This is a genomic window from Marinobacterium sediminicola (assembly GCF_022343685.1).
GTDB lineage: Bacteria > Pseudomonadota > Gammaproteobacteria > Pseudomonadales > Balneatricaceae > Marinobacterium > Marinobacterium sediminicola.
In genome coordinates, this window is record NZ_CP092123.1 from 166,601 (window position 1) to 190,426 (window position 23,826).

A 23,826-nucleotide genomic window follows, 5' to 3' on the forward strand; every position below is an offset into this window, starting at 1 on the left:
TGTCCTGTGCTGAAATGGATGAGATTACCCCAGGTCGCCCCAGAGGTATTGCAGGATGGCGCAGGCCGTGATCGGTGCGGTTTCGGTGCGCATCACCCGCGGGCCAAAGGCAACGGGCTGGAAGCCGGCGGCCAGGGCCGCGTCGACCTCGGCTTCGGTCAGACCGCCTTCGGGGCCGATCAACAGGGCGACCGAAGCGGGTGCAGACATCGATTGCAGCGGCTGCGCCGTATGGTGGTGCAGCACCAGCTTGAGTTCAGCGTCGACGTTCCTGATCCACTCCTCCAGTGAGCTGACCTCCAGAATCTCGGGCACCCGGGTGCGCTGGCTCTGCTCACAGGCGCTGATGGCGACCTGCTGCCAGTGACGCAGGCGCTTGTCTTCGCGGTCGGCCTTGAGGCGGACTTCGCAGCGTTCGCTGGTCAGGGGAGTGATCTGGGTAACGCCCATTTCGGTGGCTTTCTGTACGGCATAATCCATGCGCTCGCCACGCGACAGCGTCTGGCCGACATGGATGGGCAGGCCTGATTCGACAGCGGGATGGGTTGCCTCGGTGATCTGCGCGCTGGCGCGGCGCTTGTCAACGCCGGTCAGGGTGGCGACATATTCGGCGCCATCGCCGTTGAACAGGCGAATAGAATCACCGTCGCGCAGGCGCAAGGCACGCACCAGATGCTGCACGCTGGTGTCAGACAGTTCGATCAGGTTGCCGGCAGAGAGCGGCTGGGGTTCATAGACGCGGGGTATGCGCATGAGCGTCCTGCTGTTTGGATAAACAAGCCGCTATTATGTCGCATCGAATGCGAGTGATGCCAGTGGAGAGGGCACTGTCTGCCCGTTTGAAGAACAGACAGTGCAGGAGTGTCGCTGGTCGGTATCAGAGGCCGGCAGCGTCGCGCAGGGCGTCAGCCTTGTCGGTCATCTCCCAGGGGAACGCCATGAAGGTGTCGTCACCCACGGTCATCTCGAACGGAGAGCGTCCGAAGTGGCCGTAAGCGGCAGTTTGGCGGTACATCGGGTGCAGCAGGTCGAGCATGCGCGTGATCGCGTACGGACGCAGATCGAAATGCTCGCGGACCAGTTCGATGATCTTGTCGTCGCTGATCTTGCCGGTGCCGAAGGTGTTGATCGATACGGATGTCGGCTCGGCGACGCCGATGGCGTAGGACACCTGAATCTCGACGCGGTCGGCCAGGCCGGCAGCGACGATGTTCTTGGCCACGTAGCGACCGGCGTAAGCGGCCGAGCGGTCAACCTTGGACGGGTCCTTGCCGGAGAATGCGCCGCCACCGTGACGGGCCATGCCGCCGTAGGTGTCAACGATGATCTTGCGGCCGGTCAGGCCACAGTCACCCACCGGGCCGCCGATGACGAACTTGCCGGTCGGGTTGATGTGGTACTGGGTGCCCTTGTGCAGCAGTTCAGCCGGCAGTACGTGCTTGATGATCAGCTCCTGTACCGCTTCCTGAAGGTCAGCCTGGGAAACGTCCGGGTTGTGCTGGGTAGACAGTACGACCGCGTCGATCGCAACCGGCTTGCCGTTCTCATAGCGGCAGGTCACCTGTGACTTTGCATCCGGACGCAGCCAGGGCAGCAGGCCGGACTTGCGTGCTTCAGCCTGGCGTTCAACCAGACGGTGAGAGAAGGTGATCGGTGCCGGCATCAGAACGTCGGTTTCGTTGGATGCGTAGCCGAACATCAGACCCTGGTCGCCCGCGCCCTGGTCTTCCGGCTTGCTGCGGTCAACGCCCTGGGCGATGTCCACGGACTGTTTGCCGATGATGTTGATGACGCCACAGGTTTCGCCGTCGTAGCCCACGTCGGAAGAGGTGTAGCCGATGTCGCAGATCACGCCACGAACCAGTTCTTCCAGGTCGATCCAGGCCGAGGTGCTGATTTCGCCGGAGACGATCGCCACGCCGGTCTTGACCATGGTTTCACAGGCAACACGGGCATACTTGTCTTCTGCGATGATCGCGTCCAGCACGGCATCGGAGATCTGGTCGGCAATCTTGTCCGGGTGTCCCTCGGACACGGACTCGGAGGTGAACAGGCTGTATTCGCTCATTCCGGGAAAAATCCTCACACAGGGTCAGTCTCGGCCAGAGGAGGCCGGCTGATAATTGAGATAGTGTTGTCTAAAACCGGTTATTTTAACGTCAGCCTTGCGTGCTTGCATAACCTCGAACCGGTTTTTGCTTGAAAATTTTGCGCATTGCACATGAAAAACGCTCTATTTGCGTATTTGGATTTGAAGCCGGTCGCCTTCTGGGTGAAAATTGCGCCTTTAATTTCCCGAATCCGTAAACCTCAGGTTGGGTCCAGCCCCAGGAGTAGATGAATGTCCTCTCGCCGAGAACTTGCCAATGCCATCCGCGCATTGAGCATGGACGCCGTACAGAAAGCCAAATCCGGTCACCCGGGTGCCCCGATGGGCATGGCGGATATCGCCGAAGTGCTGTGGAACGATTTCATGAAGCACAATCCCGGCAATCCGCACTGGTACGACCGTGACCGCTTCGTGCTGTCCAACGGCCATGGATCAATGCTGATCTACTCACTGCTGCACCTGACCGGCTACGATGTCAGCATTGACGATCTGAAGAACTTCCGTCAGCTGCACAGCAAGACGGCGGGTCATCCCGAATACGGCTACTGTCCGGGTGTTGAAACCACCACGGGCCCCTTGGGTCAGGGCATCACCAATGCGGTGGGCATGGCGGTTGCCGAGAAGGCGCTGGCTGCACAGTTCAACCGTGACGGCCACGAGATCATCGATCACTACACCTATGCCTTCATGGGCGACGGCTGCCTGATGGAAGGCGTGTCACACGAAGCCTGTGCGCTGGCAGGTACCCTGGGTCTGGGCAAGCTGATCGCGTTCTGGGATGACAACGGCATTTCCATCGACGGTGAAGTTGAAGGCTGGTTCACCGATGATACCCCGGCTCGCTTCGAAGCGTACGGCTGGCAGGTGATCCGTGGCGTCGACGGTCACGACAGCGACCAGATCCGTGCCGCCATCGAACAGGCACGCGAGAACACTGAACGGCCGACGCTGATCTGCTGCAAAACCATCATCGGTTTCGGCTCTCCGAACAAGCAGGGCAAGGAAGAGTGCCACGGTGCTCCCCTGGGGCATGACGAGATCATGCTGGCCCGTGATGCACTGCAGTGGCCTCACCCGGAGTTCGAAATTCCTGAAGAGCTGTACGCTGACTGGGACGCCCGTGATGCCGGTACCCGTGCCGAAAACGAGTGGAACGAGCGTCTGAACGCCTACAAGGCGGCGTACCCGGAACTGGCCGACGAGCTGCTGCGTCGCCTGTCCGGTGATCTGCCGGCGGACTTCGTCGAGAAAGCCGATGCCTGGATCGCGCAGGTGGCCGAGAAGGGCGACACCATCGCCTCTCGCAAGGCCTCCCAGAACGCCATCGAAGCCTTTGGCCCGATGTTGCCGGAATTCATGGGCGGTTCTGCCGACCTGGCCGGTTCCAACCTGACTCTGTGGTCCGGCTCCAAGGGCCTGACCCGCGACGACGCCAGCGGCAACTACATTCACTACGGTGTCCGTGAGTTCGGCATGAGCGCCATCATGAACGGTATCGCCCTGCATGGCGGTTTCATTCCGTACGGCGCCACCTTCCTGGTCTTCATGGAATACGCCCGTAATGCGGTGCGTATGGCGGCACTGATGAAGCAGCGCGCGCTGTTCGTCTACACCCACGATTCCATCGGTCTTGGCGAAGACGGCCCGACCCACCAGCCGATCGAGCAGATCGCTAACCTGCGTCTGACACCGAACATGGAAACCTGGCGTCCCTGCGATGCCGTGGAATCCGGTGTCGCCTGGAAATCAGCCGTACAGCGCAACGATGGTCCGAGCTCACTGATCTTCTCCCGTCAGAATCTGCCGCATCAGAACCGTGATGCCGGCCAGATTGCGGCCATTGAGCGCGGTGCCTACATCCTGCGTGACTGCGCCGGTACTCCGGATGCGATCCTGATCGCCACCGGCTCCGAAGTGTCACTGGCAATGGATGCAGCCGAAGCGTTGACCGCACAGGGCAAGCAGATCCGCGTCGTGTCCATGCCCTGTACCGAACGTTTCGACAAGCAGGACGCTGTCTACAAGGAGCAGGTTCTGCCGGCAGCCGTTACTGCTCGTGTTGCCGTAGAAGCGGCTCATGCCGACTTCTGGTACAAGTACGTTGGCCTCAACGGTGCGATCATCGGCATGCGCAGCTTTGGTGAATCGGCTCCGGCCGGTGAGCTGTTCAAGCACTTTGGCTTCACTGTCGACAACGTTGTCAGCACTGTTGAAAGCCTGCTTTAAGCAGTTGCCCGGGCGCCCTGTGCGCCCGGTTATGCTTTCTGCATGAGCGTCGGCATGAGTTACAGAATCGCGATCAACGGTTATGGCCGTATCGGTCAGGGTGTCCTGAGGGCGATCTACCAGCGCGGCCTGCAGCGAACGCTGCAGGTGGTGGCGATCAATGAGTTGTCCGACCTGGACACCCTCACCTATCTGACCCGTTACGATACCACCCATGGTCGCTTTCCGTGCCCGGTGGGCAATGACGGTGACGCGCTGTTGATCAACGGTGACCGAATCCGTGTGTTCAGTCAGGCCGAGCCAGAACAGATCCCCTGGGGCGATATGGATGTGGATCTGGTACTGGAGTGTTCCGGTGCGTTCAAGACCCGTGCCGACGCTGAGCGGCATCTGGCCAGTGGCGCCAAGCGCTTGCTGTACTCGCACCCGGCACAGCCTGATATTGATGCGACGCTGGTGTTCGGCTACAACGAGCACACCTTGAAGGCTGAGCACCGCATTGCCTCGGCGGCCTCCTGTACCACCAACTGTGTGGTGCCGGTACTGCATCTGCTGGATCGACATTTTGGCATCGACAGCGGAGTGACCACCACGATTCACTCGGCGATGAACGACCAGCCGGTGATCGACAGCTATCATCGCAGTGACCTGCGCCTGGCGCGCAGTGCCATGCAGTCGATCATTCCGGTGGATACCGGGCTGAATCGCGGCCTTGATCGCCTTTTGCCGCACCTGGCGGGACGATTCGAGTGCCTGCATGTGCGAGTGCCGACTATCAACGTTTCGCTAATGGACCTGTCGATCAACCTGCAGCAGGATACCGACCCGCATGAGGTCAATGCCATGCTGCGTGCGGCTGCCGACAATGAACTGGCCGGTCTGTTGGGCTATACCGAAGAACCCCATGCCTCCATGGACTTCAATACCGATCCTCGCTCTGCCGTGGTGGACGGAACCCAGACTCGGGTATCCCGCGGGCGGTTGTTGAAGTTGCTGTGCTGGTTCGATAACGAATGGGCGTTTGCCAACCGGATGCTGGATATCTCCCGGTACTGGCTGCAGCTCAAGGACTGAATGACTGAATCAAACAAGAAACAGGAATCCCTCTGATGAGCGTTTTGAAGATGACTGATCTGGATCTGGCCGGCAAGCGCGTGCTGATCCGTGAAGATCTCAATGTTCCGGTCAAGGATGGTCAGGTGACCTCCGACGCCCGTATCCGTGCTTCCCTGCCGACGATCGAAGTGGCACTGAAAGCCGGCGCCAAGGTGATGGTGATGTCTCACCTGGGACGTCCGACTGAAGGCGAATACGAAGAGAAATACTCGCTGGCACCGGTTGCCGAATACATCGGCAAGCTGTTGCAGCGTCCGGTGCCGTTGGTCAAGGACTGGCTGGATGGCGATTTCGAGGTGGAAGAGGGCGAACTGGTCCTGCTGGAAAACGTCCGCTTCAACCCGGGCGAGAAAAAGGACAACGAAGAGCTGTCCAGAAAGATGGCTGCACTGTGCGACGTCTACGTGATGGATGCCTTCGGCACGGCTCACCGCGCTCAGGCTTCGACTCACGGCGTGGCCAAATTCGCCCCGATCGCCTGCGCGGGTCCGCTGCTGGCCAACGAACTGGACGCACTGGCCAAGGCGCTGGATAACCCGGCACGTCCGATGGCGGCGATCGTCGGCGGTTCCAAGGTGTCAACCAAACTGGAAGTGCTGAACGCCCTGTCCGAGAAGTGTGACCAGCTGATCGTGGGTGGCGGTATCGCCAACACCTTCCTGGCCGCCGCCGGCAAGCCGGTGGGCAAGTCCCTGTGCGAGCATGACCTGATTCCGGCGGCCAAGGCGCTGATGGAAAAGGTCAACATCCCGCTGCCGGTGGATGTGGTCGTGGCCAAGGAGTTCGCCGAGTCTGCCGAGGCCGTGATCAAGTCCGCCGATGATGTGGCCGAAGATGAAATGATCCTGGATATCGGTCCCGAATCTGCCAAGAACCTGGCAGGTCTGCTGACCAGCGCCGGTACCATCATCTGGAATGGTCCGGTTGGCGTATTCGAGTTCGATCAGTTTGGTGAAGGCACCAAGGCCCTGTCGCTGGCGATTGCCGACAGTGCCGGTTTCTCCATCGCCGGCGGTGGTGACACCCTGGCCGCGGTGGATAAATACGACATCGCTGATAAGATTTCCTACATCTCCACCGGCGGCGGTGCTTTCCTTGAGTTTGTGGAAGGCAAGGTGCTGCCGGCAGTAGCCGTACTGGAAGCGCGCGCGGCGAAGTAAGATTTTTTGATTAACCAATTCAAAGGGTGAAACCATGGCTCTGATCTCCATGCGTCAGCTGCTGGACCATGCCGCCGAATATGGCTACGGCATTCCGGCGTTCAACGTCAACAACCTGGAGCAGATGCGTGCGATCATGGAAGCGGCGGCCAAGACCGACTCTCCGGTGATCGTTCAGGCCTCTGCCGGTGCGCGCAAGTACGCGGGCTCCAACTTCCTGCGCCACATGATTCTGGCGGCGATCGAAGAGTTTCCGGATGTGCCTGTGTGCATGCACCAGGATCATGGCACCAGCCCGGCGGTGTGCCAGCGTTCAATCGCCATGGGTTTCTCGTCCGTGATGATGGACGGCTCCCTCGGTGAAGACGGCAAGACCCCAACCGACTATGCCTACAACGTCGACGTGACACGTCGCACCGTTGAAATGGCGCATGCCTGTGGTGTCTCCGTGGAAGGTGAACTGGGCTGCCTGGGCTCACTGGAAACCGGACAGGCCGGTGAAGAGGATGGTATTGGTGCCGAGGGTATCCTGACCCACGACCAGATGCTGACCGATCCCGACGAAGCGGCTGATTTCGTCAAGGCGACCAACGTGGATGCCCTGGCGATCGCGTGCGGTACCTCTCACGGTGCCTACAAGTTCACCAAGCCGCCGACAGGTGACATTCTGGCGATCGATCGCATCAAGGCGATCCATGAGCGCATCCCGACCACTCATCTGGTCATGCACGGTTCGTCCTCCGTACCTCAGGAGTGGCTGGCGGTGATCAACCAGTTCGGTGGCGAGATTCCGGAAACCTACGGTGTGCCGGTTGAGCAGATCGTTGAAGGCATCAAGTACGGTGTGCGCAAGGTCAACATCGATACTGACCTGCGTCTGGCGTCTACGGGTGCCGTACGTCGTTTCCTGGCGGAAAATCCGTCCGAATTCGACCCGCGCAAGTTCCTCAAGGCCACCATGCAGGCGATGAGCGACATCTGTATCGCTCGTTATGAAGCCTTCGGTACCGCCGGCCACGCCAGCAAGATCAAGGCGATTTCGCTGGAGAACATGGCTGAGCGTTACATGACCGGTGAGCTGGACGCCAAGATCAACTGATCGGTCGGCTTGTCTGAAAACCCGGCGTGGACCTCAGGGTCCAGCCGGGTTTTTTTCTGCCTGTTGTTCAGAGAGGATATGATGTCGCTTAAGTGAGACTGTATAAGTCATTGATTTATATAGGGCGCGAATATGAATGCAGGATGAATCAGGCAAATGGCGACACTTGTTGTTGTTCCTGGGTCCAGGTTATCGGCTCAAACGGGAAGGCTTTCTTTTAAGTGTATGTTTTTAAAAATTAAATTTAAATTTGGCACAGTATTTGTTTAATCAGGCTAGCTGTCATAGAAAGGAGTAAACAGGATGGTACGTCTGACACTGGTATTGACCGTGATGCTGGCGGTGATCGGGTTGCCGGAAGCCCTGAAGCCGTTGTTGCCGAACAATGAGCCGCGTCTGGTGATTCTCACCAGCGGTGAAGAACCCTACGTCATCAACCCGGATGCTCGTGAACATGTCGAGCTGCCGGTGCCGCTCAAGCAACCTGAAGCCTTGTTGCCCACGGAGCAGCTTAATGGCCCACAGTTGAGCCAGCTTCAGCCCTATGCCGAGCAGTTGATCACCGACAGCCAGAGCTGAGGAGGTTCGATGATGAACACGCGCACGTTGAGCGTTGCCATATTGAGCCTGTCACTGGTGCTGAGTGGCTGTGGCACTATCATGCACCCCGAGCGCAAAGGGCAGGTCAGTGGCCGCATTGATCCTGGTGTGGCGGTCCTGGATGGTATCGGCCTGTTATTCTTTTTCGTACCGGGTGTCATTGCTTTTGCCGTGGATTTCAGCAACGGCACCATCTACCTGCCGGGTGGGCGTAGCGCCGATGCGGGTAGTCCGGACAGCAGCCGGCAGATCAGCTTTGAGGGACACCCGGACCGGGATGAGCTGGAACGTCTGCTCAAGTCTCAGGCGGGTATTGAAGTAGAACTGGATCGGGCGCTGGTGCTGACCCCCGATCAGTATCTTGCCCTGCATGGCAGTACCGGCCAGCAAGGTAAGGCCCCCGCGTCCTTGATCCTCTAAACGGCAGTGTCGCCAACCGGCTGACGGGGTATGCTAGGCTGTTTGCTCAGCTGAAAGGATTTATCATGCCCTACCTGATAGCGGTCACCCTGCTGTGGGCCCTGTCATTCAGCCTGATCGGCGAATATCTTGCCGGTCAGGTCGACAGTTACTTTGCCGTGCTGACCCGCGTGGTTCTTGCCGGTGCTCTTTTTCTCCCGCTTTTGCGACCCGCGCGATTACCCGCAGGCCTGATGCTGGGCGTGACAGGGGTCGGAGCCTTGCAGTTCGGTCTGACCTATATCTGTCTCTACCTCTCCTTCGAGTACCTCAGTGTGCCTGAAGTACTGCTGTTCACCATTTTCACACCGCTTTACGTGGCCCTGATCGATAATCTGCTGCAGCGGCGGTTCAGTATTGCCCCGCTGGTGTCGACGCTGGTTGCGGTCATTGGTGCGGCCATCATTCGTTACGATCAGGTCAGTGATGACTTTGTGCGCGGCTTTTTGCTGCTTCAGTTGGCCAATCTGACCTTTGCGGCGGGCCAGGTCGGCTATGCACATCTGATCCGGCACTATGACCAAAGCGGTCGCCAGAGCTGGCACAGTTTTGGTTTCTTTTTTATCGGTGCCTTTCTGCTGGTGCTGCCCGCCTGGTTGCTGCTGGGCGATATGGCCAAGCTGCCGCAGACGACTGTGCACTGGAGCGTATTGGGCTGGCTGGGCCTGGTAGCTTCGGGCCTTGGATTCTTCTTCTGGAATCGTGGTGCAACCCTGGTGGATGCGGGGACGCTGGGTATCATGAACAATGCCTTGATCCCGGCCGGGCTGGTGGTCAATCTGCTGATCTGGAATCGCGACGCGGACCTGCCCCGTCTGCTGATTGGGGGTGGTGTCATTCTGGCTTCCATCTGGCTTAACACGGCCTGGCCACGCTGGTTTCCGCGTGGTACCCGGTGGGCATGATCCGGCCATCGATAATTATCCTATAGTGGAAAAAGTACGCCTGAACAGGGGATAGCGTATGGAGCGTTGGAGCACCACCCGTTACAGCGGGTTGAAACTGTCAGAGTTGATCAGTGCGCTATCCCATGCGCTGGACATGACCGAGGGACAGCCTCCGGGGCATTGCGTGCGCTGTTGCTGGATCGGCATGCAACTGGCCGAACCGCTGGGGCTGGATGCCGATGCCCGCTGGGAGCTGTATTACACCCTGCTGCTCAAGGATCTGGGGTGCAGCAGCAATGCGGCACGCATCTGCGAACTGTACGGCACCGATGACCTGAGCTTCAAACGGGACTTCAAATGGGTCAACGGCAGTCTGGGTCAGGTGGTCAGTTTCCTGCTCAGGCATACCGGCCGGGATCAGGGTATTGCCGAGCAATTCAAGCGCTTGCTGCGTGTGGTGCGTGATGGCAAGACCCTGGCGACAGAGTTAACCAGAACCCGCTGTGAGCGCGGTGCCGCCATTGCGCGTGATCTGGGTTTCAGTGAAGCCGTGGCCAGCGGTATCCACAGTCTGGACGAGCACTGGAGCGGCAGCGGTCGTCCCGAGGGACTGGCCGGTGACGCCATACCCCTGTATGCACGTATTGCCCTGCTGGCGCAGGTGGTGGATGTGTTTTATACCGCAGCAGGCCCCGAGGCCGCACTGACAGAGGCTCGTGAGCGGCGAGGACACTGGTTTGATCCTGAACTGGTGGATGCACTGGAACGGGTCGCGGCTCGCCCTGACTTCTGGTCCTCACTCGCCAGCGACGACCTGATGGAGCAGATTTTGACGCTGCCCCCGGCAGATCATGAGTGGCTGGTGGACGATGATTGTCTGGATCGGATCGCAGCCGCCTTCGGCCAGGTGGTGGACGCCAAGAGTCCCTATACCGCTGGACACAGTGAGCGGGTCGCACTGTACACGGACCTTATCGCGGTGCAGCTGGGTTTGCCGGATGAGCGACGGCGCTGGTTGCGGCGAGGGGCTCTGCTGCACGATATCGGCAAGCTGGGGGTCAGTAACAGTATCCTGGACAAGCCGGGCAAACTGGATGAGGACGAGTGGCGGCAGGTGCAAAACCATGCCCGCTTCACGGAAGAAATCTTGTCACGTATTGCGGCGTTTGCGGAGCTATCACAGGTTGCCGGTGCCCACCATGAGCGAATGGATGGCAAGGGCTATCCCCGTGGACTCAAGGATGAACAAATCTCACTGGAAACCCGGATCATCACAACGGCCGACATCTTTGATGCCATTACGGCCGAACGACCCTACAGGGGTGCCATTCCAGTGCCCAGAGCATTGGAAATGATGGCCGAGAATCTGCATTCCGCGATTGATCTGCGCTGCTTTGAAGCGCTGCAGCAGGCCTTGGAAAGGGTAGCGACGGGTGAGCAGGAAGGTGTGTTGGCGCTGATCGACTGAAGGGGCGGACCAATAGATGCCGCCCCTGCGTCTACTCAGTGTACCAGTGCTGAAGCGCCGGCCAGAGGGCGGCGTGGCTTGACCATGCGAGCGATGTTGCGAACCAGAGACTTGATGCCGTTCGCGATGAATTCGGCGCGCTCGCGGCGAGCCTGTTCAACATAGTAATCCACGTCTACCAGACCATTCTGTGTCATTACCATGCGGTTGAAGTCGGACATTTTAGAGTAGAGCTCCTTAAGTGGGCAGTTAATTGACGGGGCTAATACTAAGGTCTAAAGATGTGGGCGACAAAGGATAGATTTTCAGGCTATAGTTGAGAAAAACTAAACAGTCAGAGGAGACATCCCATTCGTCGCCTGCCACCCCTCAATGCCCTGCGCAGTTTCGAGTCTGCCGCCCGCAATCAGAGCTTCAACGAGGCCGCGGAGGAGCTGTGCGTGACGCCTTCTGCGATCAGTCATCAGATCAAGTCACTTGAAGAATTCTTGGGCTTGAAGCTGTTTCGTCGCGAACGCCGGCAGGTGAGCCTGACCGCTGCCGGTGAACGGTATTTGCCGTCGGTCCAGCTGGCGCTGGACGAAGTCGAAAGTGCGACGCGACGGTTGATGACGTCTCCCAACCTCAGTGCGGTCAACATCAGTGTGGCCCCGGCGTTTCTCAGTCGCTGGCTGGTGCCGCGAATCTCCCGCTTCCAGGAACAGTATCCCGATGTGGAGCTCAGGTTCAGTGCCACCACCGGCTATGTGGACTTCGAACACTCCGATACGGACATGGCGGTGTATTACGGCGAAGGCGACTGGAAGGGGGTGGATATTCACTTCCTGCGTCATCTGGTGTCGACGCCGGTGTGCAGCCCGGCGCTGATGCAAGGGTTAGTTGAGCCGCGGGACCTGCTCAACAAGACCCTGATTCATGTCAGCGGACGACGTCAGGAGTGGCCGCAGATCCTGAACCAGCTGGGCATTCGTGCCACTGCACTGACGCGTACCATGTCGTTCTCGAGCACGGCGCTGGCAGTGTCCGCGGCTATTGAAGGTATCGGTATTGCCCTGGCGGACAGGGCGCTGGTGCAGCGGGAACTGGACTCGGGACAGCTGGTGATCCCGTTCGATGTCACCCTGGACAAGCCCAAGGGATTCTATCTGGTGTATCAGGAAAAACGCCCCCTGACCTATGGCATGGAGGCGTTTCGTGACTGGATCCTGGCTGAAATGCAGCAGGATCTGACACCGGCTGGCGGAGAGGGCACTACACCTTGAAGCGCCCCAGCTGCTGGCTCTGCTGCTGGCTGAGGGTGTTCATGGTCTGACACAGCTCGGTCTGCTGTTCGGCGCCATTGGACACCTGTTGGCTCAGATCCCGAATGTTGGTGGTGTTGCGGTTGATCTCTTCAGTGGTTGAACTCTGTTCTTCAGCCGCGGTAGCGATCTGCACCGTCATCTCGTTGATGGAGCGGATGCTGTCACGAATGCTGGCCAGAGACTCACTGGCTTTCTGGGCGTAACTCTGGGTCTCCAACGCGCGATCCGTGTTGTCGCGGATGCTGCTTTCGGCGTTGGCGACTCCCTGTTGCAGCTGCTCGATCATGCCGCGAATCTCGGTGGTGGACTGCTGGGTGCGGGACGCGAGTGCCCGGACCTCATCTGCGACAACGGCAAAACCGCGACCCAGATCACCTGCGCGTGCGGCCTCGATGGCGGCATTCAGGGCCAGCAGATTGGTCTGCTCGGAGATATCCACAATGGTGGTCAGAATCGACTCGATGTTATTGCTGTAGAGAGTGAGCTGGTTGATGTTGGCCATGGCATGATTCATGTCCGCCACCAGTGAGTCGATGGCATTGCGGGTCTGTTCAACGACCCGGGCACCGTCCTGAGCGGATCGATCTGCTTCTTGTGCGGCCTCTGCGGTAGTTTGGGCATTTTGGGCAACCTGGTGGGCGGTCGCTGACATTTGATGCATCGCCGTGGCCAACTGGTCCAGTTCGTCCAGCTGCTGGCGAATGTGCGAGGTGGAGGTGGCGGCAGAGTCAGCTGTATTGGCCGCCTTTTCCTGCATGCTCGCGGCTTCCCGCTTGATCTCGCTGATCAGACTCTGCAGGTAGGAGATGAAACTGTCGAAGGATTTGGCAAGCCCGCCGAACTCATCTCTGGACTCCAGGTTGAGGCGCTGAGTCAGGTCGCCGCCGCCCTGACTGATTTCACCCAGCGCCTGGGTCAGGCGTCCCAGTGGTGCCAGAATACGCTGCATCAGCAGGTAGAGGACGACACAGCTCAATAGAGTACTTAATACCGCACCGGCGATGGCCCAGAGGCCGAATTCGTTGGCGTCGGCCATGACCTTGCTCTCATCCAGCATTACACCGATCAGCCAGTCACGACCGGGCAGGTCCGCTACCGGCTGGAACGCCAGTAACTGAGTGCTGCCCTGCAGCTCGATCGGCTGCAGACGGGCGTTGAATTTGGAGGGTTTCTGCCCCAGAAGCGTTGCCAGTGGTTTGCCGTTGAGCTCGGTGTTCGGATGGCTGATGATGTTGCCGTCTCGGCTGACCAGAAAGGCGTAGCCCGTGCCGTTGAAGTTGATTGCATTAATGGTTTCGGCGACGGAGGTGAGGCTGATGTCCCCGCCAATGGCTCCTACAAACTGCCCCTTGTCAGTCAATCGGGCAACCGCCGAGATGAGGATATTGCCGGTTTCGGAGTCGGCATAGGGTGCAGTGAGTACGGCTTCATTATTATCCCTGGCGACCGGGTACCAGGGGCGTTGGCGAGCGTCCCAGGTCGGGGGAGGGTTCCAGCTGTCATCATTCTTGATCGCCTTGCCGTCAGTCTCCAGACCTCCGAAAACCAGCAAAAACTGCTGCTTCAGCACCGGGGCGGCGAACATCCAGTCGATGCTGTCCTGACTGAAATCGGCCGAGATGGTTTCTGCCATCAGGTTGATCAGATCGAGCTTGGCGTTGAGCCAGTAACTGACCTCATGGCTGAGCGAGGTGGACGCCTCTCTGACACTGTCTTCGGCCTTGGTGTAAAGCGCCGAGCGCACCGAGTTGTACTGGAAAATTGAGAAAGCAGTGAAGGCGATAATCACAACCAGGGACGCCGCCAATGCAACCTTATGAGCTACTTTCATGTTGGAATAACCTCTGTAGCAGCAAATGGGTATGGGTGGCTCGTCCCTGAACAGACTTCTTCAGAAAATGTATGTCAAAAGTGAGAGTTCGTAAAATATGGGCAGGGTTAGGCCGAGACTTTCAGGCGGGCGACTTGCGGCAGCAGGGTAGGAGGAAGGGAGAGGTGGACGAGCCGAGGATGGGTGGCTCGTCCTGAGAGCTGACAGCGATCAGTTGTCGATATGCTGTTCGAACTCTTTCATGGTCAGCATCCACCAGTCGATGGTGTCATCGAAGTTCTCGCGGCTGACGCCGTACTTGAGGTTGACTACCATCTCGATGTTGGGATCGCCATCGCTGTCCAGATAGGCCTTGCCGTAGCGCTTGGTCTGATTCCACTCGTTGATGCGGCTCATGGAGACGTTATAGCCGGACCAGGCGGCGGAAAACTGAACGTCATTGCAGTTACGGCTGTCGTTGCAGCCATAGAAGTAGATGCCGTATTTGCTGCCGTTGATACGGCCCGTGATCAGCGGATCACCGTAGTCATCCTTTTCCAGAGTCGCTGAGCCGAAGCCTCGCACCAGCTGTACGAGTTTTTCCGGGTCGGTGGCATCGATCAGGGGTGCTGCCTGTACACTCGTCACACTCAGTCCCGCTGCGAGCAGCATGGTCGGTATCGCTTTCATCGGTCGCTCCATGTGTTGATGTCTGCCGCCATTATTGCGCATATGAGCATGACAGGGTACCCCGAACCACGGCTGCGTTGATCTGGGGCGCGGAGTGGGTCTGCTGCATGAATAGTTGGAGCCGAAGGCAGGGGCAGGGCTAGAATAGGGGTTTGTTCACTCTGCAGGTGCGCCATGCCGGATCACGATCAGCCTTTCTATCAGCTTACGCCCGATACCGTCATCGATGCGGTAGAGTCCCTCGGCCATCTCAGTGACGGCCGCATACTGGCGCTGAACAGCTATGAAAACCGGGTGTATCAGGTGGGGCTTGACGAGCGTGAGCCGCTGATCGCCAAATTTTACCGTCCCGGCCGCTGGAGTGATGCTCAGATTCACGAGGAACATCGGTTCTGCTTCGAACTGGCCGAACAGGAGCTACCGGTCGTGGCGCCGATGCTCAATGATTCAGGTGAAAGCCTGTTTCACTTCAAAGACTACCGTTTTGCGTTGTACCCCCGTCGTGGCGGCCGAGCCCCTGAACTGGGTGACCCGGATCACCTGTACCAGCTGGGTCAGACGCTGGGGCGTATTCATCTGGTTGGTGGCATGCACCCCTTTGAGACCCGACCGGCACTGGATATTCAGAGTTATGGACGCGACAGCGTCGAACTGATCGCCGCAGATTTCATTCCATCTTCCCTGCGTGAGGCCTACGTCAGCCTGACCGCAGATCTGTTGGCCGGTATTGAGGCATGCTACCAGGCAGCTGGCGATGTGCGGTCCATCCGGGTGCATGGCGATTGCCATGGCGGCAACATTCTGTGGCGAGACGATATGCCCAACTTCGTCGATTTCGATGATGCGCGCATGGCGCCGGCGATTCAGGATCTGTGGATGCTGTTGACCGGCGATGATCGACAGCAACAGCAGTTGCAGCTGTCGGAAGTCATCGAGGGATACAATGAATTTGGCGACTTTGATCCGCGCGAACTGCACCTGGTAGAAGCGCTGCGTACCCTGCGCATGATGCATTACAGCGCATGGCTGGCGCGGCGCTGGCAGGACCCGGCCTTCCCGCGCAACTTCCCATGGTTCAATACCGAGCGGTATTGGGGAGAGCACATTCTGCAGCTGCGCGAACAGTTGAGTGCGTTGCAGCAACCGCCGCTACAGCTGTTGTGATAGCCGCTCAGCGCGGCGGATCGATCTGATTATTGATGCTGGTGTTGACCCTGAACCAGCCGGCAATACTGTAGCGATCCGTCGCGGCTGGCAGGACTTCATGCGGGAAGCGTTCGCTGAGGAAAATCACCAGGGTGCCCATCTGGGGCACCACCCGCTCCATAACCTGATCGCTGTCCGGTTCCGGCCAGATCAGCAGTTCGCCACCCTGATGCTCGTCCCAGTCCGGGTTGAGGTAGAGTACCGTGGTCAGGACGCGGTTGGTCTGGCCACGAAAGGCATCCAGATGGCGTTTGTAGAAGGCGCCCGGAAGGTAGTGCGCAAAGTGGGCTTCGTAGTCGAACAGCCCCATGAACAGGCGTTGATTCATCCCCTCTCTGAGCTGCTCCATCCAGTCCAGGTACTGGGCTTCAACGGGAGACTGACGCCCCAGCCAGCGGATCTGGTCGCGGCGGATACCGCCGTGCAACTGGTGATCCTGTTCACGCCCGACTCCCGCCCGCTGAAACTGCTGATCATTGAGCGCTTGCAGGTGCTGATAGAGATCTGTGGTCAGGGTTTCCGGCAAGGCCGAAGGCAGGATAATGTAACCGGTGTCGACCAGGGCGTCCGCGATCTTGTCAAACAGACTCTGTTGCAGATCAAGGGCGAGTTCAGGGGGTGAATACACGACGGCATCCTCTCATTACAGGATGATGCTATATACTGCTGGGCGTGTGAAAAGTCACGAAAAAGTTTGCATTATGGTGATAAATGACAGCTTCTCCCTTTAAGTGGTTGTTTCTTCTTGCGCTGTCCGCGTTGGCCGGATGCGGCGAGGCCGTTCCGGAAACGCGCAGCTTGACCGTGCAGGCGAGTGCATATAATTCGGTCGAAGCTCAGACCAACGACAACCCTACATTAGCCGCCTGGGGCGACACCCTGAAACCGGGCATGAAGGCGGTGGCCGTCTCACGCGACCTGATACGGGAAGGGTTGAGTCACAACACGCTGATCGAGATTGAAGGACTGCCCGGCCAATACCGGGTGCTGGACAAGATGAACAAGCGCTGGCAGCGCAAGATCGACATCTACATGGGTGAGGATATCGAGGCCGCGCGGGCGTGGGGTGTGCGTGACGTGACCATCCGCTGGACACCGGACGAGGAGGAGTGAATCAGGGTGGAATCGCCTGGCCGTCCCAGGCAAAGACTCGACCGCTCTGATCCGGAGTCAGGCCGTCTATCACTTTCAGTAATGACTCGGCTGCAAAGGCCGGCGTAAACAGTTTGCCCTCGGGGACACGCCCCTGAAAGGGCTGTGAAAGTGCCGTATCGACGGTGCCGGGGTGCAGGCCGGCAACGACCAGTTGTGGCCATCGCCGTTTCGCCTCGATGGCTGTACAGCGCAGCAGCATATTCAGCGCGGCCTTGCTCGCGCGGTAGCTGTACCAGCCGCCCAAACGGTTATCGCCGATGCTGCCCACCCGTGCCGAGAGTACCGCAAACACGGCACGTCGTGCCGTTGGCATCCGCGGGATCAGGTGCTTGGCCAGTAGTGCCGGAGCCAGCGCGTTGATCTGCATCTGTTGATGAAAATAATCCGTTTCCAGCGCACGCCAGCTTTTTTCCGGCATCTTGCCGCCATCATGCAACAGCCCTGTTGTTACCAGTACCAGATCAGGTGCCAGATCACCGAGCCGCTCAGTCGCAGTGGCGATGGCAGACTCGTCGTTCAGGTCGATGGTATCGCAGCTGAGACGTTGCGGATGCTGGGCGACCAGACTGACGAGCGTTTCCGGTGTAGAGCGGGACAGGGCATGCACCCCTGCGATGCCCGGATCGGCCAGCAGGGCGTGCAGCAGTGCCTGACCGATACCGCCGCTGGCGCCAACCAGTACAACGTTAATCGGTGAGTTGAACGATGCGAGCAGGCTCATGGCATTTCCCGGTAATGGCTGAAAATGGCATGGACATCCACGCGGGCACCGAGCTGTGCCGCGAGCATGAACAGACCTCCCATCTTGCGGTGCAGGAAGAGCACATCGGCGGGGGGGGTGTGCCAGGCATCGGGGTCGCTGCTGATTGCCATGCCGCGTTCATGGATACGACGTGCCAGGTCGGAGCCACCAAAATCATAGGGGCCGGGGGTGCGCAGCGGCTCGGTCGCCTCCATGAAAATCTCCAGTACCACCTTTCGGTTGGCGGCATCATGTCTCTGGCTGAAGAAGCCCAGAGCCTCAAGTGCCCCGGCCAGTGCAGCGGCATTGCGGTCGGTGGCGGCACAGATGGCGCTGTGATAGTGGCGGACAAACTCGGTCGGGAAATGACGCACCGCGCCGAAGTCCAGCAAAATCAGCTGGTCTTGCTGCAGGCTGTACTGATAGTTGGCCGGGTTGGGGTCGGTCTGCACCGAACGCAACTGAAAGAGCTCGCAGAAAAACATCTCCAGCAGCAGCGCCGGTATCTGGTGCTGCAGTTCAGGTCGCTGTGCGGCAGCCTGTGTCAGGCTGACTCCGTCAAGGAAGTCCATGCACAACAGCTGCTCGGTGGACAGGTCCGGGTCAACGCCGGGCAACGCCAGTGCGTCATAGTGACGGAAGTCTTTCAGCGCCGCGTCATAGGCCAATAGCTGGCGCTGCTCATGCAGGTAGTCGGTTTCCAGGCGTAACTGCTGCTTGGCCTCTGCCACCAGCGGATCGATATCCATATCCCGTGGCAGCAACCCGCTGAGTCGCAGCAGGGAGACCACGTTATCAATATCGCTGTCGATGCTGCGGCGCACACCGGGGTACTGGATCTTGATCGCCAGCTCCCGTCCGCCATGAGTACGACCCTTGTGAACCTGGCCGATGGAGGCCGCGGCGACGGGCTCAAAGCTGAACTGGGCCAGGCGCTGATCCCAGTCGCTGCCCCAGTTCTCTTCCAGAACGCTGACCAGCTGGGCTGCCGGCATGATCACCGCGTCATCCCTGAGGCGCTCCAGTATCTGCGCCATTTCGGGCGGCAGCAGGGCGCCGGAGTCCATGGAGATCAGCTGGCCCAGTTTCATTGCGGCACCGCGCATGCGCGCCAGACGATCAGCCACCTGTTCCAGGTTCTTGCGGCTCAGCAGCAATTCGGACATGGCGGGACGCTGTCCGCGGAGCCAGTGTTTGCTTCCTTCGGCCACCAGATTGCCGGCAACGCGTCCGGCCAGGCCGGTCAGGCTGGCCATGCGTGAGAGGCGGCTGCTGGGGACGGCCGCCGAGCGGCGTGACTTGTAATCGGTGTCGGTCATCTGTGCTTCCAAGGCTCCGGCCTTCCAGAGGGCTGATGTATCATGTGAGCTTACGCGCCCTGAGCGCGAACGGTGCATGATTGAGGTGTAAAAACGTGGAATATGAGTTCAGGCGTGACCTGTATGACCAGCCGGAAGCGACTGTGGAAATGGAACAGGCTCTGTTTGGACGCTGGCTCAGTGAAGAGCTGGGTGACAACAGGGTCGAGGCGCAACGTATTCTGCAACAGGCGGACAGGCTGCTGGCAGAGCGTCGTGGTCAGTTTGACTGGCACGGCCACGAGATCAGCCTGCAGTTGGACTGTGAAAGTGCCCGGGTTTGGCTGCAGGCAGAAGGGGAGCTGGATGCTCTGGAGGAGGGCTACGGCCTTGCGGATGAAGCCTGCGAAGCGGGATTGGAAGACTTTATCGATCTGCTGCGCGGCTGGATCGAATATCTGCAGGTATGAGATCTAGGCAGGGAGGAAAATTCCCTGCTACAATCCCGAGTGAATTAGTCAACTATAGACTCCCTGGAGAGTACAGCATGAGCATTCAGATCGGTGATCGCATTCCCAATGTAGAGCTGCGCGTGATGGGCGCGGAAGGCCCGGAAGCCGTTCACACGGCAGACCTTTTTGCCGGTAAGAAAGTGGTATTGTTTGCGGTACCGGGTGCGTTCACGCCGGGCTGTTCCATGACTCACTTGCCCGGTTTCGTGGTCAAGGCCGACGAGATCAAGGCCAAGGGCGTGGACACCATCATTTGTACCTCTGTGAATGACGTGTTCGTGATGGATGCCTGGGGCAAGGCGCAGAATGCCGAAGCGATCACCATGCTGGCCGACGGCATCGGCGAGTTTGCCTCGGCGATGGGGCTGGATCAGGACCTGTCCGGCGTCCAGTTCGGCAAGCGCAGTCAGCGTTACGCCATGATCGTCAATGACGGTGTGGTGGAGCTGCTCAACGTAGACCAGAAGGGAATCGACAAGAGCAGCGCCGACACCATTCTCGCCGCGCTCTAATCCATAGCTCTGGCAGCTCACATTGGCTGCACCGTCCGGGGCTGCTTCTTGTGGCCCCTTGTAACCCCTCGGACTACCCTCATAACCGATCAATCTTGTGATGGTCGGCATACCTCGCCTCGCTGAACAATACTGAAGGCACTTTCAGCACGATCTGGGAGTCATTCAATCCCAAAGGCGGGAGTTACTATGAAACCTTTACGCAAATTGATTTCGGCGCTGGTTCTTGGCAGCTCACTGGGGCTGGCAATGCCGTCACTGGCCGAAGCTCCTTTCGGCAACAAGGATGATTTGGAACTGGCGACATCACTATGGGCTCTGATGGAATACAAGGGATTGGCCGGTGACAACGCCGTTATGACGCGGCCCTACAAGGGTATGCCCCCACACGGCATGATTCTGGAACTGATCGAAACACCGGTGAAGTTGCATGGTCAATCCGGGCCGTTGATTGTGAAGCGGAATTACGGTGGGGATGGGATCAGTGTGGATGATGTCATCAATGATCCTGCGCGTTACCTGCAGGCGGTTACCATCATGCTCAAACGCGAGGCCGGCTACGATGCTGATAACGGTGACTGGTTTTACGTCAAGTACGATGCTCGTGGCAACGTGATGAAGAACCCCAAGGGCATAGCCCTGGCCGGACGCGTGGCCAAGGGTATGCCAACTGGCTGTATCGCCTGCCATCAGGCGGCTGAGGGTAGTGATTTTGTTTTCAACCACGACCGCTATAAATAGGCGGGTGCACCGGCCATCAGGCCGGTGCTGAGGTTAACCGGCCTCGAGGGCACTGGCGTGGTATCGCAGGTGCTCTTCAATGAAACTGGCGATGAAGAAGTAGCTGTGGTCATAACCGGGACGCAGTCGCAGCTCCAGCGGATGTCCGGCCGCGTCACAGGCTGCCTGCAGCGCTTCGGGCTTCAGCTGCTCGGTCATGAAGTCATCAGCCTCTCCCTGATCGACCAGAATCGGCAGCTTCTCTTCCGCGTGGGCGATCAGTTCACAGCTGTCCCAGCCCTTCCAGGTTTCACGCTCCTCGCCCAGATAACCGGACAGGGCCTTTTCACCCCAGGGGCAGTTGCTCGGGTTGCTGATCGGCGCAAAGGCCGATACCGAAGTGTAGCGCCCCGGATTCTTCAGGGCACAGATCAGAGCGCCGTGGCCGCCCATGGAGTGGCCGCTGATGGCACGCTTGTCGGTAACCGGGAAGTGCTGCTCGATCAGCGCCGGCAGCTCGTCGGTCACATAGTCGTACATGCGATAGTTGGCCGACCAGGGCGCTTGCGTCGCGTTGACGTAGAACCCGGCGCCAGAGCCGAAGTCGTAGCTGTCATGTTCGCCCGGGAAGTCGGTGCCGCGAGGGCTGGTGTCCGGAGCAACGATGGCGATCCCCAGCTCGGCGGCGATGCGCTGAGCACCAGCCTTCTGCATGAAGTTCTCGTCGGTGCAGGTCAGGCCGGAGAGCCAGTACAGCACCGGTACCGGCTGCGTCTGTGCCTGCGGCGGCAGGTAGATGGCAAAGACCATCTCCGTGCCGGTCGCAGTCGAAGCATGCTTGTAGCGCTTGAGCCAGCCATCGAAGCACTTGTTGCTGGCGATCAGCTCGGGGGCTGTATAGGACATGCTGGACCTCACTGATCGAAAAGGATCACCGAACGGATGCTCTTGCCTTCGTGCATCAGATCGAACGCCTTGTTGATGTCTTCCAGCCCCATGGTGTGGGTGATGAACGGATCGATCTCGATCTTGCCGTTCATATAATCGTCCACGTAACCGGGCAGCTGGCTGCGGCCCTTGACGCCACCGAAAGCAGAGCCTTTCCAGACACGACCGGTCACCAGCTGGAATGGACGGGTGGAGATCTCTTCGCCGGCACCGGCCACGCCGATGATGATCGACTCACCCCAGCCCTTGTGGCAGCACTCCAGCGCCTGACGCATCACCTGTACATTGCCGATACATTCAAAGGAGTAATCCACGCCACCGTCGGTCATGTCGACGATCACCTGCTGGATCGGGTCGGAGTAGTCCTTCGGATTGACGCAGTCGGTAGCGCCGAACTGGCGAGCCATCTCGAACTTGTCTTCGTTGATGTCGATGGCGATGATGCGCTCGGCACCGGCCATACGCGCGCCCTGGATGCAGGACAGACCGATGCCGCCCAGACCGAAGATCGCCACGGTAGAGCCTGGCTCAACCTTGGCAGTGTTCAGTACCGCGCCGATACCGGTGGTGATGCCGCAGCCCAGCAGACAGACCTTCTCCAGCGGGGCGTCGATGTTGATCTTCGCCAGCGAGATTTCCGGCACCACGGTGTACTCGGAGAAGGTCGAAGTGCCCATGTAGTGGTAGAGGGTCTTGCCGTTCAGGGAGAAGCGGCTGGTACCGTCCGGCATCAGGCCCTGGCCCTGAGTGGCGCGAACCGCCTGGCACAGGTTGGTCTTGCCGGAGAGACAGAATTTGCACTTGCCGCACTCGGCGGTGTACAGCGGGATTACGTGGTCACCCGGTTTCAGCGTGGTCACGCCCGGGCCGACTTCTTCGACTACGCCCGCACCCTCATGGCCGAGAATGGACGGGAAGATCCCTTCCGGGTCAGCACCGGACAGGGTGAAGGCATCGGTGTGGCAGACGCCGGTCGCAACGATGCGCACCAGGACCTCGCCCGCCTTGGGGCCCTGAACGTCGACTTCTTCAATAGTGAGCGGTTTGCCTGCTTCCCAGGCAACGGCAGCGCGTGATTTCATCGTGGGTCTCCTGTATTCGGTTTGAACACAGTCTAGACCCGGTCAAGGCCAGTGATAATGGCACCAATCGAAAAGTATTTTTGCTGAGCAGCAATAATAAGGCGGGGCTGGCCTGTGGAGCGACCACAGGCCGATCGGCAATCAGGCTTCCACGGCCGCGATCACCGACATTTCGACCAGAATTTCCGGGCGGGCCATGCGGGCTTCAACGCAGGCTCGGGCCGGCTTGGGCAGGTCGGCGACCCAGCCATCCCAGACGGCGTTCATGGCGGCAAAGTCTTTCATGTCGCGAATATAGATGGTCACCGACAGCATGGACGCCTTGCTGCTGCCAGCCTCCTCTAGCAGGCCTTCAATCTTGGCCAGACATTGGCGGGTCTGTTCGGCGATGTCCCATTCGGCCTGCCCGGCAGTCTGGCCACACAGATAAACGGTGCCGTTATGCTTGACGATACGACTCATGCGATCAGTGGAATGGATGCGCTCAATGGACATGTTTGGCTCCTTGTAAGCTCGGATTGATCGGACAGTAGCCCTTTCAGGCGACAGGGGGTGATGCTGTTTATTTTCCACTGTCACAAAAGCAAATGTCAGGTTAAATCATCCTTTTTTTGGCCTTATTATCAGAATATTCTTCCAATCGTGCGGGGCTCTGGCATGTCATGCCTGTGGCCTGAGTTCGGCCCGTGAAAGGGACTCTCTGGTCCTGGGGTCAGCTCTGA

At 59.1% G+C, this 23,826-nt stretch carries 25 protein-coding genes; 14 read left to right on the top strand and 11 right to left on the bottom strand.

Annotation, left to right across the window (positions count from 1 at the left end; genetic code table 11):
- Nucleotides 1–24: 24 nt before the first annotated feature.
- Together LN244_RS00765 and metK are read right to left on the bottom strand one after the other, a co-directional pair.
- Complete coding sequence (locus LN244_RS00765; protein ID WP_239040958.1) at nucleotides 25–753, bottom strand: 16S rRNA (uracil(1498)-N(3))-methyltransferase; 729 nt, start codon at nucleotides 751–753, stop codon at nucleotides 25–27.
- Nucleotides 754–877: 124 nt separating this feature from the next.
- The gene (gene metK / locus LN244_RS00770) at nucleotides 878–2,068 is read right to left on the bottom strand and encodes a methionine adenosyltransferase (protein ID WP_239040959.1); all 1,191 of its coding nucleotides are present in this window, start codon (nucleotides 2,066–2,068) and stop codon (nucleotides 878–880) included.
- Between the two features lie 273 nt (nucleotides 2,069–2,341).
- Between metK and tkt the strand changes: the two genes are divergently transcribed.
- The 8 genes from tkt to LN244_RS00810 all read left to right on the top strand — a co-directional run bounded on the left by tkt (nucleotide 2,342) and on the right by LN244_RS00810 (nucleotide 11,125).
- Entirely contained in the window at nucleotides 2,342–4,336 is a 1,995-nt protein-coding gene (gene tkt / locus LN244_RS00775) for a transketolase (RefSeq protein WP_239040960.1), read from the top strand.
- A 54-nt stretch (nucleotides 4,337–4,390) separates the two neighbouring features.
- The gene (locus LN244_RS00780; RefSeq protein ID WP_239040961.1) at nucleotides 4,391–5,410 is read left to right on the top strand and encodes a type I glyceraldehyde-3-phosphate dehydrogenase; all 1,020 of its coding nucleotides are present in this window, start codon (nucleotides 4,391–4,393) and stop codon (nucleotides 5,408–5,410) included.
- Nucleotides 5,411–5,445: 35 nt separating this feature from the next.
- On the top strand, nucleotides 5,446–6,612 hold the full coding sequence (locus LN244_RS00785; protein ID WP_239040962.1) for a phosphoglycerate kinase: 1,167 nt from the start codon (nucleotides 5,446–5,448) through the stop codon (nucleotides 6,610–6,612).
- A 34-nt stretch (nucleotides 6,613–6,646) separates the two neighbouring features.
- The gene (gene fba, locus LN244_RS00790) at nucleotides 6,647–7,711 is read left to right on the top strand and encodes a class II fructose-bisphosphate aldolase (protein WP_239040963.1); all 1,065 of its coding nucleotides are present in this window, start codon (nucleotides 6,647–6,649) and stop codon (nucleotides 7,709–7,711) included.
- 303 nt (nucleotides 7,712–8,014) lie between these two features.
- Complete coding sequence (locus LN244_RS00795; RefSeq protein WP_239040964.1) at nucleotides 8,015–8,290, top strand: hypothetical protein; 276 nt, start codon at nucleotides 8,015–8,017, stop codon at nucleotides 8,288–8,290.
- A gap of 9 nt (nucleotides 8,291–8,299) precedes the next feature.
- Nucleotides 8,300–8,731 (top strand): YceK/YidQ family lipoprotein, encoded by a 432-nt coding sequence (locus tag LN244_RS00800; RefSeq protein ID WP_239040965.1) that lies wholly within the window; start codon nucleotides 8,300–8,302, stop codon nucleotides 8,729–8,731.
- Between the two features lie 65 nt (nucleotides 8,732–8,796).
- On the top strand, nucleotides 8,797–9,675 hold the full coding sequence (locus tag LN244_RS00805; protein ID WP_239040966.1) for a DMT family transporter: 879 nt from the start codon (nucleotides 8,797–8,799) through the stop codon (nucleotides 9,673–9,675).
- A 58-nt stretch (nucleotides 9,676–9,733) separates the two neighbouring features.
- Entirely contained in the window at nucleotides 9,734–11,125 is a 1,392-nt protein-coding gene (locus tag LN244_RS00810) for an HD-GYP domain-containing protein (RefSeq protein WP_239040967.1), read from the top strand.
- A gap of 35 nt (nucleotides 11,126–11,160) precedes the next feature.
- Here LN244_RS00810 and LN244_RS00815 read toward each other — a convergent pair whose 3' ends face one another.
- A complete protein-coding gene (locus LN244_RS00815; RefSeq protein WP_239040968.1) occupies nucleotides 11,161–11,346 on the bottom strand; it encodes an RSP_7527 family protein in 186 nt (61 codons plus the stop codon).
- A gap of 138 nt (nucleotides 11,347–11,484) precedes the next feature.
- On the opposite strand from LN244_RS00815, the gene gcvA reads away from it, so the two are divergent.
- Nucleotides 11,485–12,387 carry a transcriptional regulator GcvA gene (gene gcvA / locus LN244_RS00820; RefSeq protein WP_275424714.1) on the top strand — a complete coding sequence of 301 codons (903 nt, stop codon included), beginning with the start codon at nucleotides 11,485–11,487 and terminating at the stop codon, nucleotides 12,385–12,387.
- On the opposite strand, the gene LN244_RS00825 is transcribed toward gcvA, so the two are convergent.
- Nucleotides 12,377–14,260 (bottom strand): methyl-accepting chemotaxis protein, encoded by a 1,884-nt coding sequence (locus LN244_RS00825; protein ID WP_239040969.1) that lies wholly within the window; start codon nucleotides 14,258–14,260, stop codon nucleotides 12,377–12,379. The genes gcvA and LN244_RS00825 overlap by 11 nt on opposite strands.
- Before the next feature lie 210 nt (nucleotides 14,261–14,470).
- A complete protein-coding gene (locus LN244_RS00830) occupies nucleotides 14,471–14,929 on the bottom strand; it encodes a YbjN domain-containing protein (protein ID WP_239040970.1) in 459 nt (152 codons plus the stop codon).
- 174 nt (nucleotides 14,930–15,103) lie between these two features.
- On the opposite strand from LN244_RS00830, the gene LN244_RS00835 reads away from it, so the two are divergent.
- Nucleotides 15,104–16,093: a serine/threonine protein kinase gene (locus LN244_RS00835; protein WP_239040971.1), complete on the top strand. Its 990-nt coding sequence runs from the start codon at nucleotides 15,104–15,106 to the stop codon at nucleotides 16,091–16,093.
- A gap of 7 nt (nucleotides 16,094–16,100) precedes the next feature.
- On the opposite strand, the gene LN244_RS00840 is transcribed toward LN244_RS00835, so the two are convergent.
- Nucleotides 16,101–16,763: a 2OG-Fe(II) oxygenase gene (locus LN244_RS00840; protein WP_239040972.1), complete on the bottom strand. Its 663-nt coding sequence runs from the start codon at nucleotides 16,761–16,763 to the stop codon at nucleotides 16,101–16,103.
- A gap of 176 nt (nucleotides 16,764–16,939) precedes the next feature.
- Between LN244_RS00840 and LN244_RS00845 the strand changes: the two genes are divergently transcribed.
- Nucleotides 16,940–17,248, top strand: coding sequence for a 3D domain-containing protein (locus LN244_RS00845; RefSeq protein WP_239040973.1), 309 nt, complete (start codon nucleotides 16,940–16,942; stop codon nucleotides 17,246–17,248).
- A gap of 1 nt (nucleotide 17,249) precedes the next feature.
- Here the strand turns inward: LN244_RS00845 and LN244_RS00850 are convergent, their stop codons facing one another.
- Both LN244_RS00850 and LN244_RS00855 read right to left on the bottom strand, forming a co-directional pair.
- Nucleotides 17,250–18,011 carry an SDR family NAD(P)-dependent oxidoreductase gene (locus tag LN244_RS00850; RefSeq protein WP_239040974.1) on the bottom strand — a complete coding sequence of 254 codons (762 nt, stop codon included), beginning with the start codon at nucleotides 18,009–18,011 and terminating at the stop codon, nucleotides 17,250–17,252.
- Nucleotides 18,008–19,351: an ABC1 kinase family protein gene (locus tag LN244_RS00855; protein ID WP_239040975.1), complete on the bottom strand. Its 1,344-nt coding sequence runs from the start codon at nucleotides 19,349–19,351 to the stop codon at nucleotides 18,008–18,010. The genes LN244_RS00850 and LN244_RS00855 overlap by 4 nt, the downstream gene beginning before the upstream one ends.
- 95 nt (nucleotides 19,352–19,446) lie before the next feature.
- Between LN244_RS00855 and LN244_RS00860 the strand changes: the two genes are divergently transcribed.
- The 3 genes from LN244_RS00860 (at nucleotide 19,447) to LN244_RS00870 (ending at nucleotide 21,095) form a co-directional block, all read left to right on the top strand.
- Nucleotides 19,447–19,800 carry a YacL family protein gene (locus LN244_RS00860; protein WP_239040976.1) on the top strand — a complete coding sequence of 118 codons (354 nt, stop codon included), beginning with the start codon at nucleotides 19,447–19,449 and terminating at the stop codon, nucleotides 19,798–19,800.
- A 77-nt stretch (nucleotides 19,801–19,877) separates the two neighbouring features.
- A complete protein-coding gene (locus LN244_RS00865; protein WP_239040977.1) occupies nucleotides 19,878–20,354 on the top strand; it encodes a peroxiredoxin in 477 nt (158 codons plus the stop codon).
- A 189-nt stretch (nucleotides 20,355–20,543) separates the two neighbouring features.
- Entirely contained in the window at nucleotides 20,544–21,095 is a 552-nt protein-coding gene (locus tag LN244_RS00870; RefSeq protein WP_239040978.1) for a cytochrome P460 family protein, read from the top strand.
- A gap of 33 nt (nucleotides 21,096–21,128) precedes the next feature.
- Here LN244_RS00870 and fghA read toward each other — a convergent pair whose 3' ends face one another.
- The 3 genes from fghA to LN244_RS00885 form a co-directional block, all read right to left on the bottom strand.
- Nucleotides 21,129–21,980, bottom strand: a complete 852-nt coding sequence (gene fghA / locus LN244_RS00875) for an S-formylglutathione hydrolase (protein ID WP_239040979.1) — start codon at nucleotides 21,978–21,980, stop codon at nucleotides 21,129–21,131.
- Between the two features lie 8 nt (nucleotides 21,981–21,988).
- Nucleotides 21,989–23,104: an S-(hydroxymethyl)glutathione dehydrogenase/class III alcohol dehydrogenase gene (locus LN244_RS00880; protein ID WP_239040980.1), complete on the bottom strand. Its 1,116-nt coding sequence runs from the start codon at nucleotides 23,102–23,104 to the stop codon at nucleotides 21,989–21,991.
- A 141-nt stretch (nucleotides 23,105–23,245) separates the two neighbouring features.
- A complete protein-coding gene (locus LN244_RS00885) occupies nucleotides 23,246–23,599 on the bottom strand; it encodes a RidA family protein (protein WP_239040981.1) in 354 nt (117 codons plus the stop codon).
- Between the last annotated feature and the right edge of the window lie 227 nt (nucleotides 23,600–23,826).

Coding starts and splice junctions, on each gene's coding strand:
- LN244_RS00765 (WP_239040958.1), bottom strand. CDS start 753: ATGCGCATACCCCGCGTCTATGAACCCCAGCCGCTCTCTGCCGGCAAC.
- metK (WP_239040959.1), bottom strand. CDS start 2,068: ATGAGCGAATACAGCCTGTTCACCTCCGAGTCCGTGTCCGAGGGACAC.
- tkt (WP_239040960.1), top strand. CDS start 2,342: ATGTCCTCTCGCCGAGAACTTGCCAATGCCATCCGCGCATTGAGCATG.
- LN244_RS00780 (WP_239040961.1), top strand. CDS start 4,391: ATGAGTTACAGAATCGCGATCAACGGTTATGGCCGTATCGGTCAGGGT.
- LN244_RS00785 (WP_239040962.1), top strand. CDS start 5,446: ATGAGCGTTTTGAAGATGACTGATCTGGATCTGGCCGGCAAGCGCGTG.
- fba (WP_239040963.1), top strand. CDS start 6,647: ATGGCTCTGATCTCCATGCGTCAGCTGCTGGACCATGCCGCCGAATAT.
- LN244_RS00795 (WP_239040964.1), top strand. CDS start 8,015: ATGGTACGTCTGACACTGGTATTGACCGTGATGCTGGCGGTGATCGGG.
- LN244_RS00800 (WP_239040965.1), top strand. CDS start 8,300: ATGATGAACACGCGCACGTTGAGCGTTGCCATATTGAGCCTGTCACTG.
- LN244_RS00805 (WP_239040966.1), top strand. CDS start 8,797: ATGCCCTACCTGATAGCGGTCACCCTGCTGTGGGCCCTGTCATTCAGC.
- LN244_RS00810 (WP_239040967.1), top strand. CDS start 9,734: ATGGAGCGTTGGAGCACCACCCGTTACAGCGGGTTGAAACTGTCAGAG.
- LN244_RS00815 (WP_239040968.1), bottom strand. CDS start 11,346: ATGTCCGACTTCAACCGCATGGTAATGACACAGAATGGTCTGGTAGAC.
- LN244_RS00825 (WP_239040969.1), bottom strand. CDS start 14,260: ATGAAAGTAGCTCATAAGGTTGCATTGGCGGCGTCCCTGGTTGTGATT.
- LN244_RS00830 (WP_239040970.1), bottom strand. CDS start 14,929: ATGAAAGCGATACCGACCATGCTGCTCGCAGCGGGACTGAGTGTGACG.
- LN244_RS00835 (WP_239040971.1), top strand. CDS start 15,104: ATGCCGGATCACGATCAGCCTTTCTATCAGCTTACGCCCGATACCGTC.
- LN244_RS00850 (WP_239040974.1), bottom strand. CDS start 18,011: ATGAGCCTGCTCGCATCGTTCAACTCACCGATTAACGTTGTACTGGTT.
- LN244_RS00855 (WP_239040975.1), bottom strand. CDS start 19,351: ATGACCGACACCGATTACAAGTCACGCCGCTCGGCGGCCGTCCCCAGC.
- LN244_RS00865 (WP_239040977.1), top strand. CDS start 19,878: ATGAGCATTCAGATCGGTGATCGCATTCCCAATGTAGAGCTGCGCGTG.
- LN244_RS00870 (WP_239040978.1), top strand. CDS start 20,544: ATGAAACCTTTACGCAAATTGATTTCGGCGCTGGTTCTTGGCAGCTCA.
- fghA (WP_239040979.1), bottom strand. CDS start 21,980: ATGTCCTATACAGCCCCCGAGCTGATCGCCAGCAACAAGTGCTTCGAT.
- LN244_RS00880 (WP_239040980.1), bottom strand. CDS start 23,104: ATGAAATCACGCGCTGCCGTTGCCTGGGAAGCAGGCAAACCGCTCACT.
- LN244_RS00885 (WP_239040981.1), bottom strand. CDS start 23,599: ATGTCCATTGAGCGCATCCATTCCACTGATCGCATGAGTCGTATCGTC.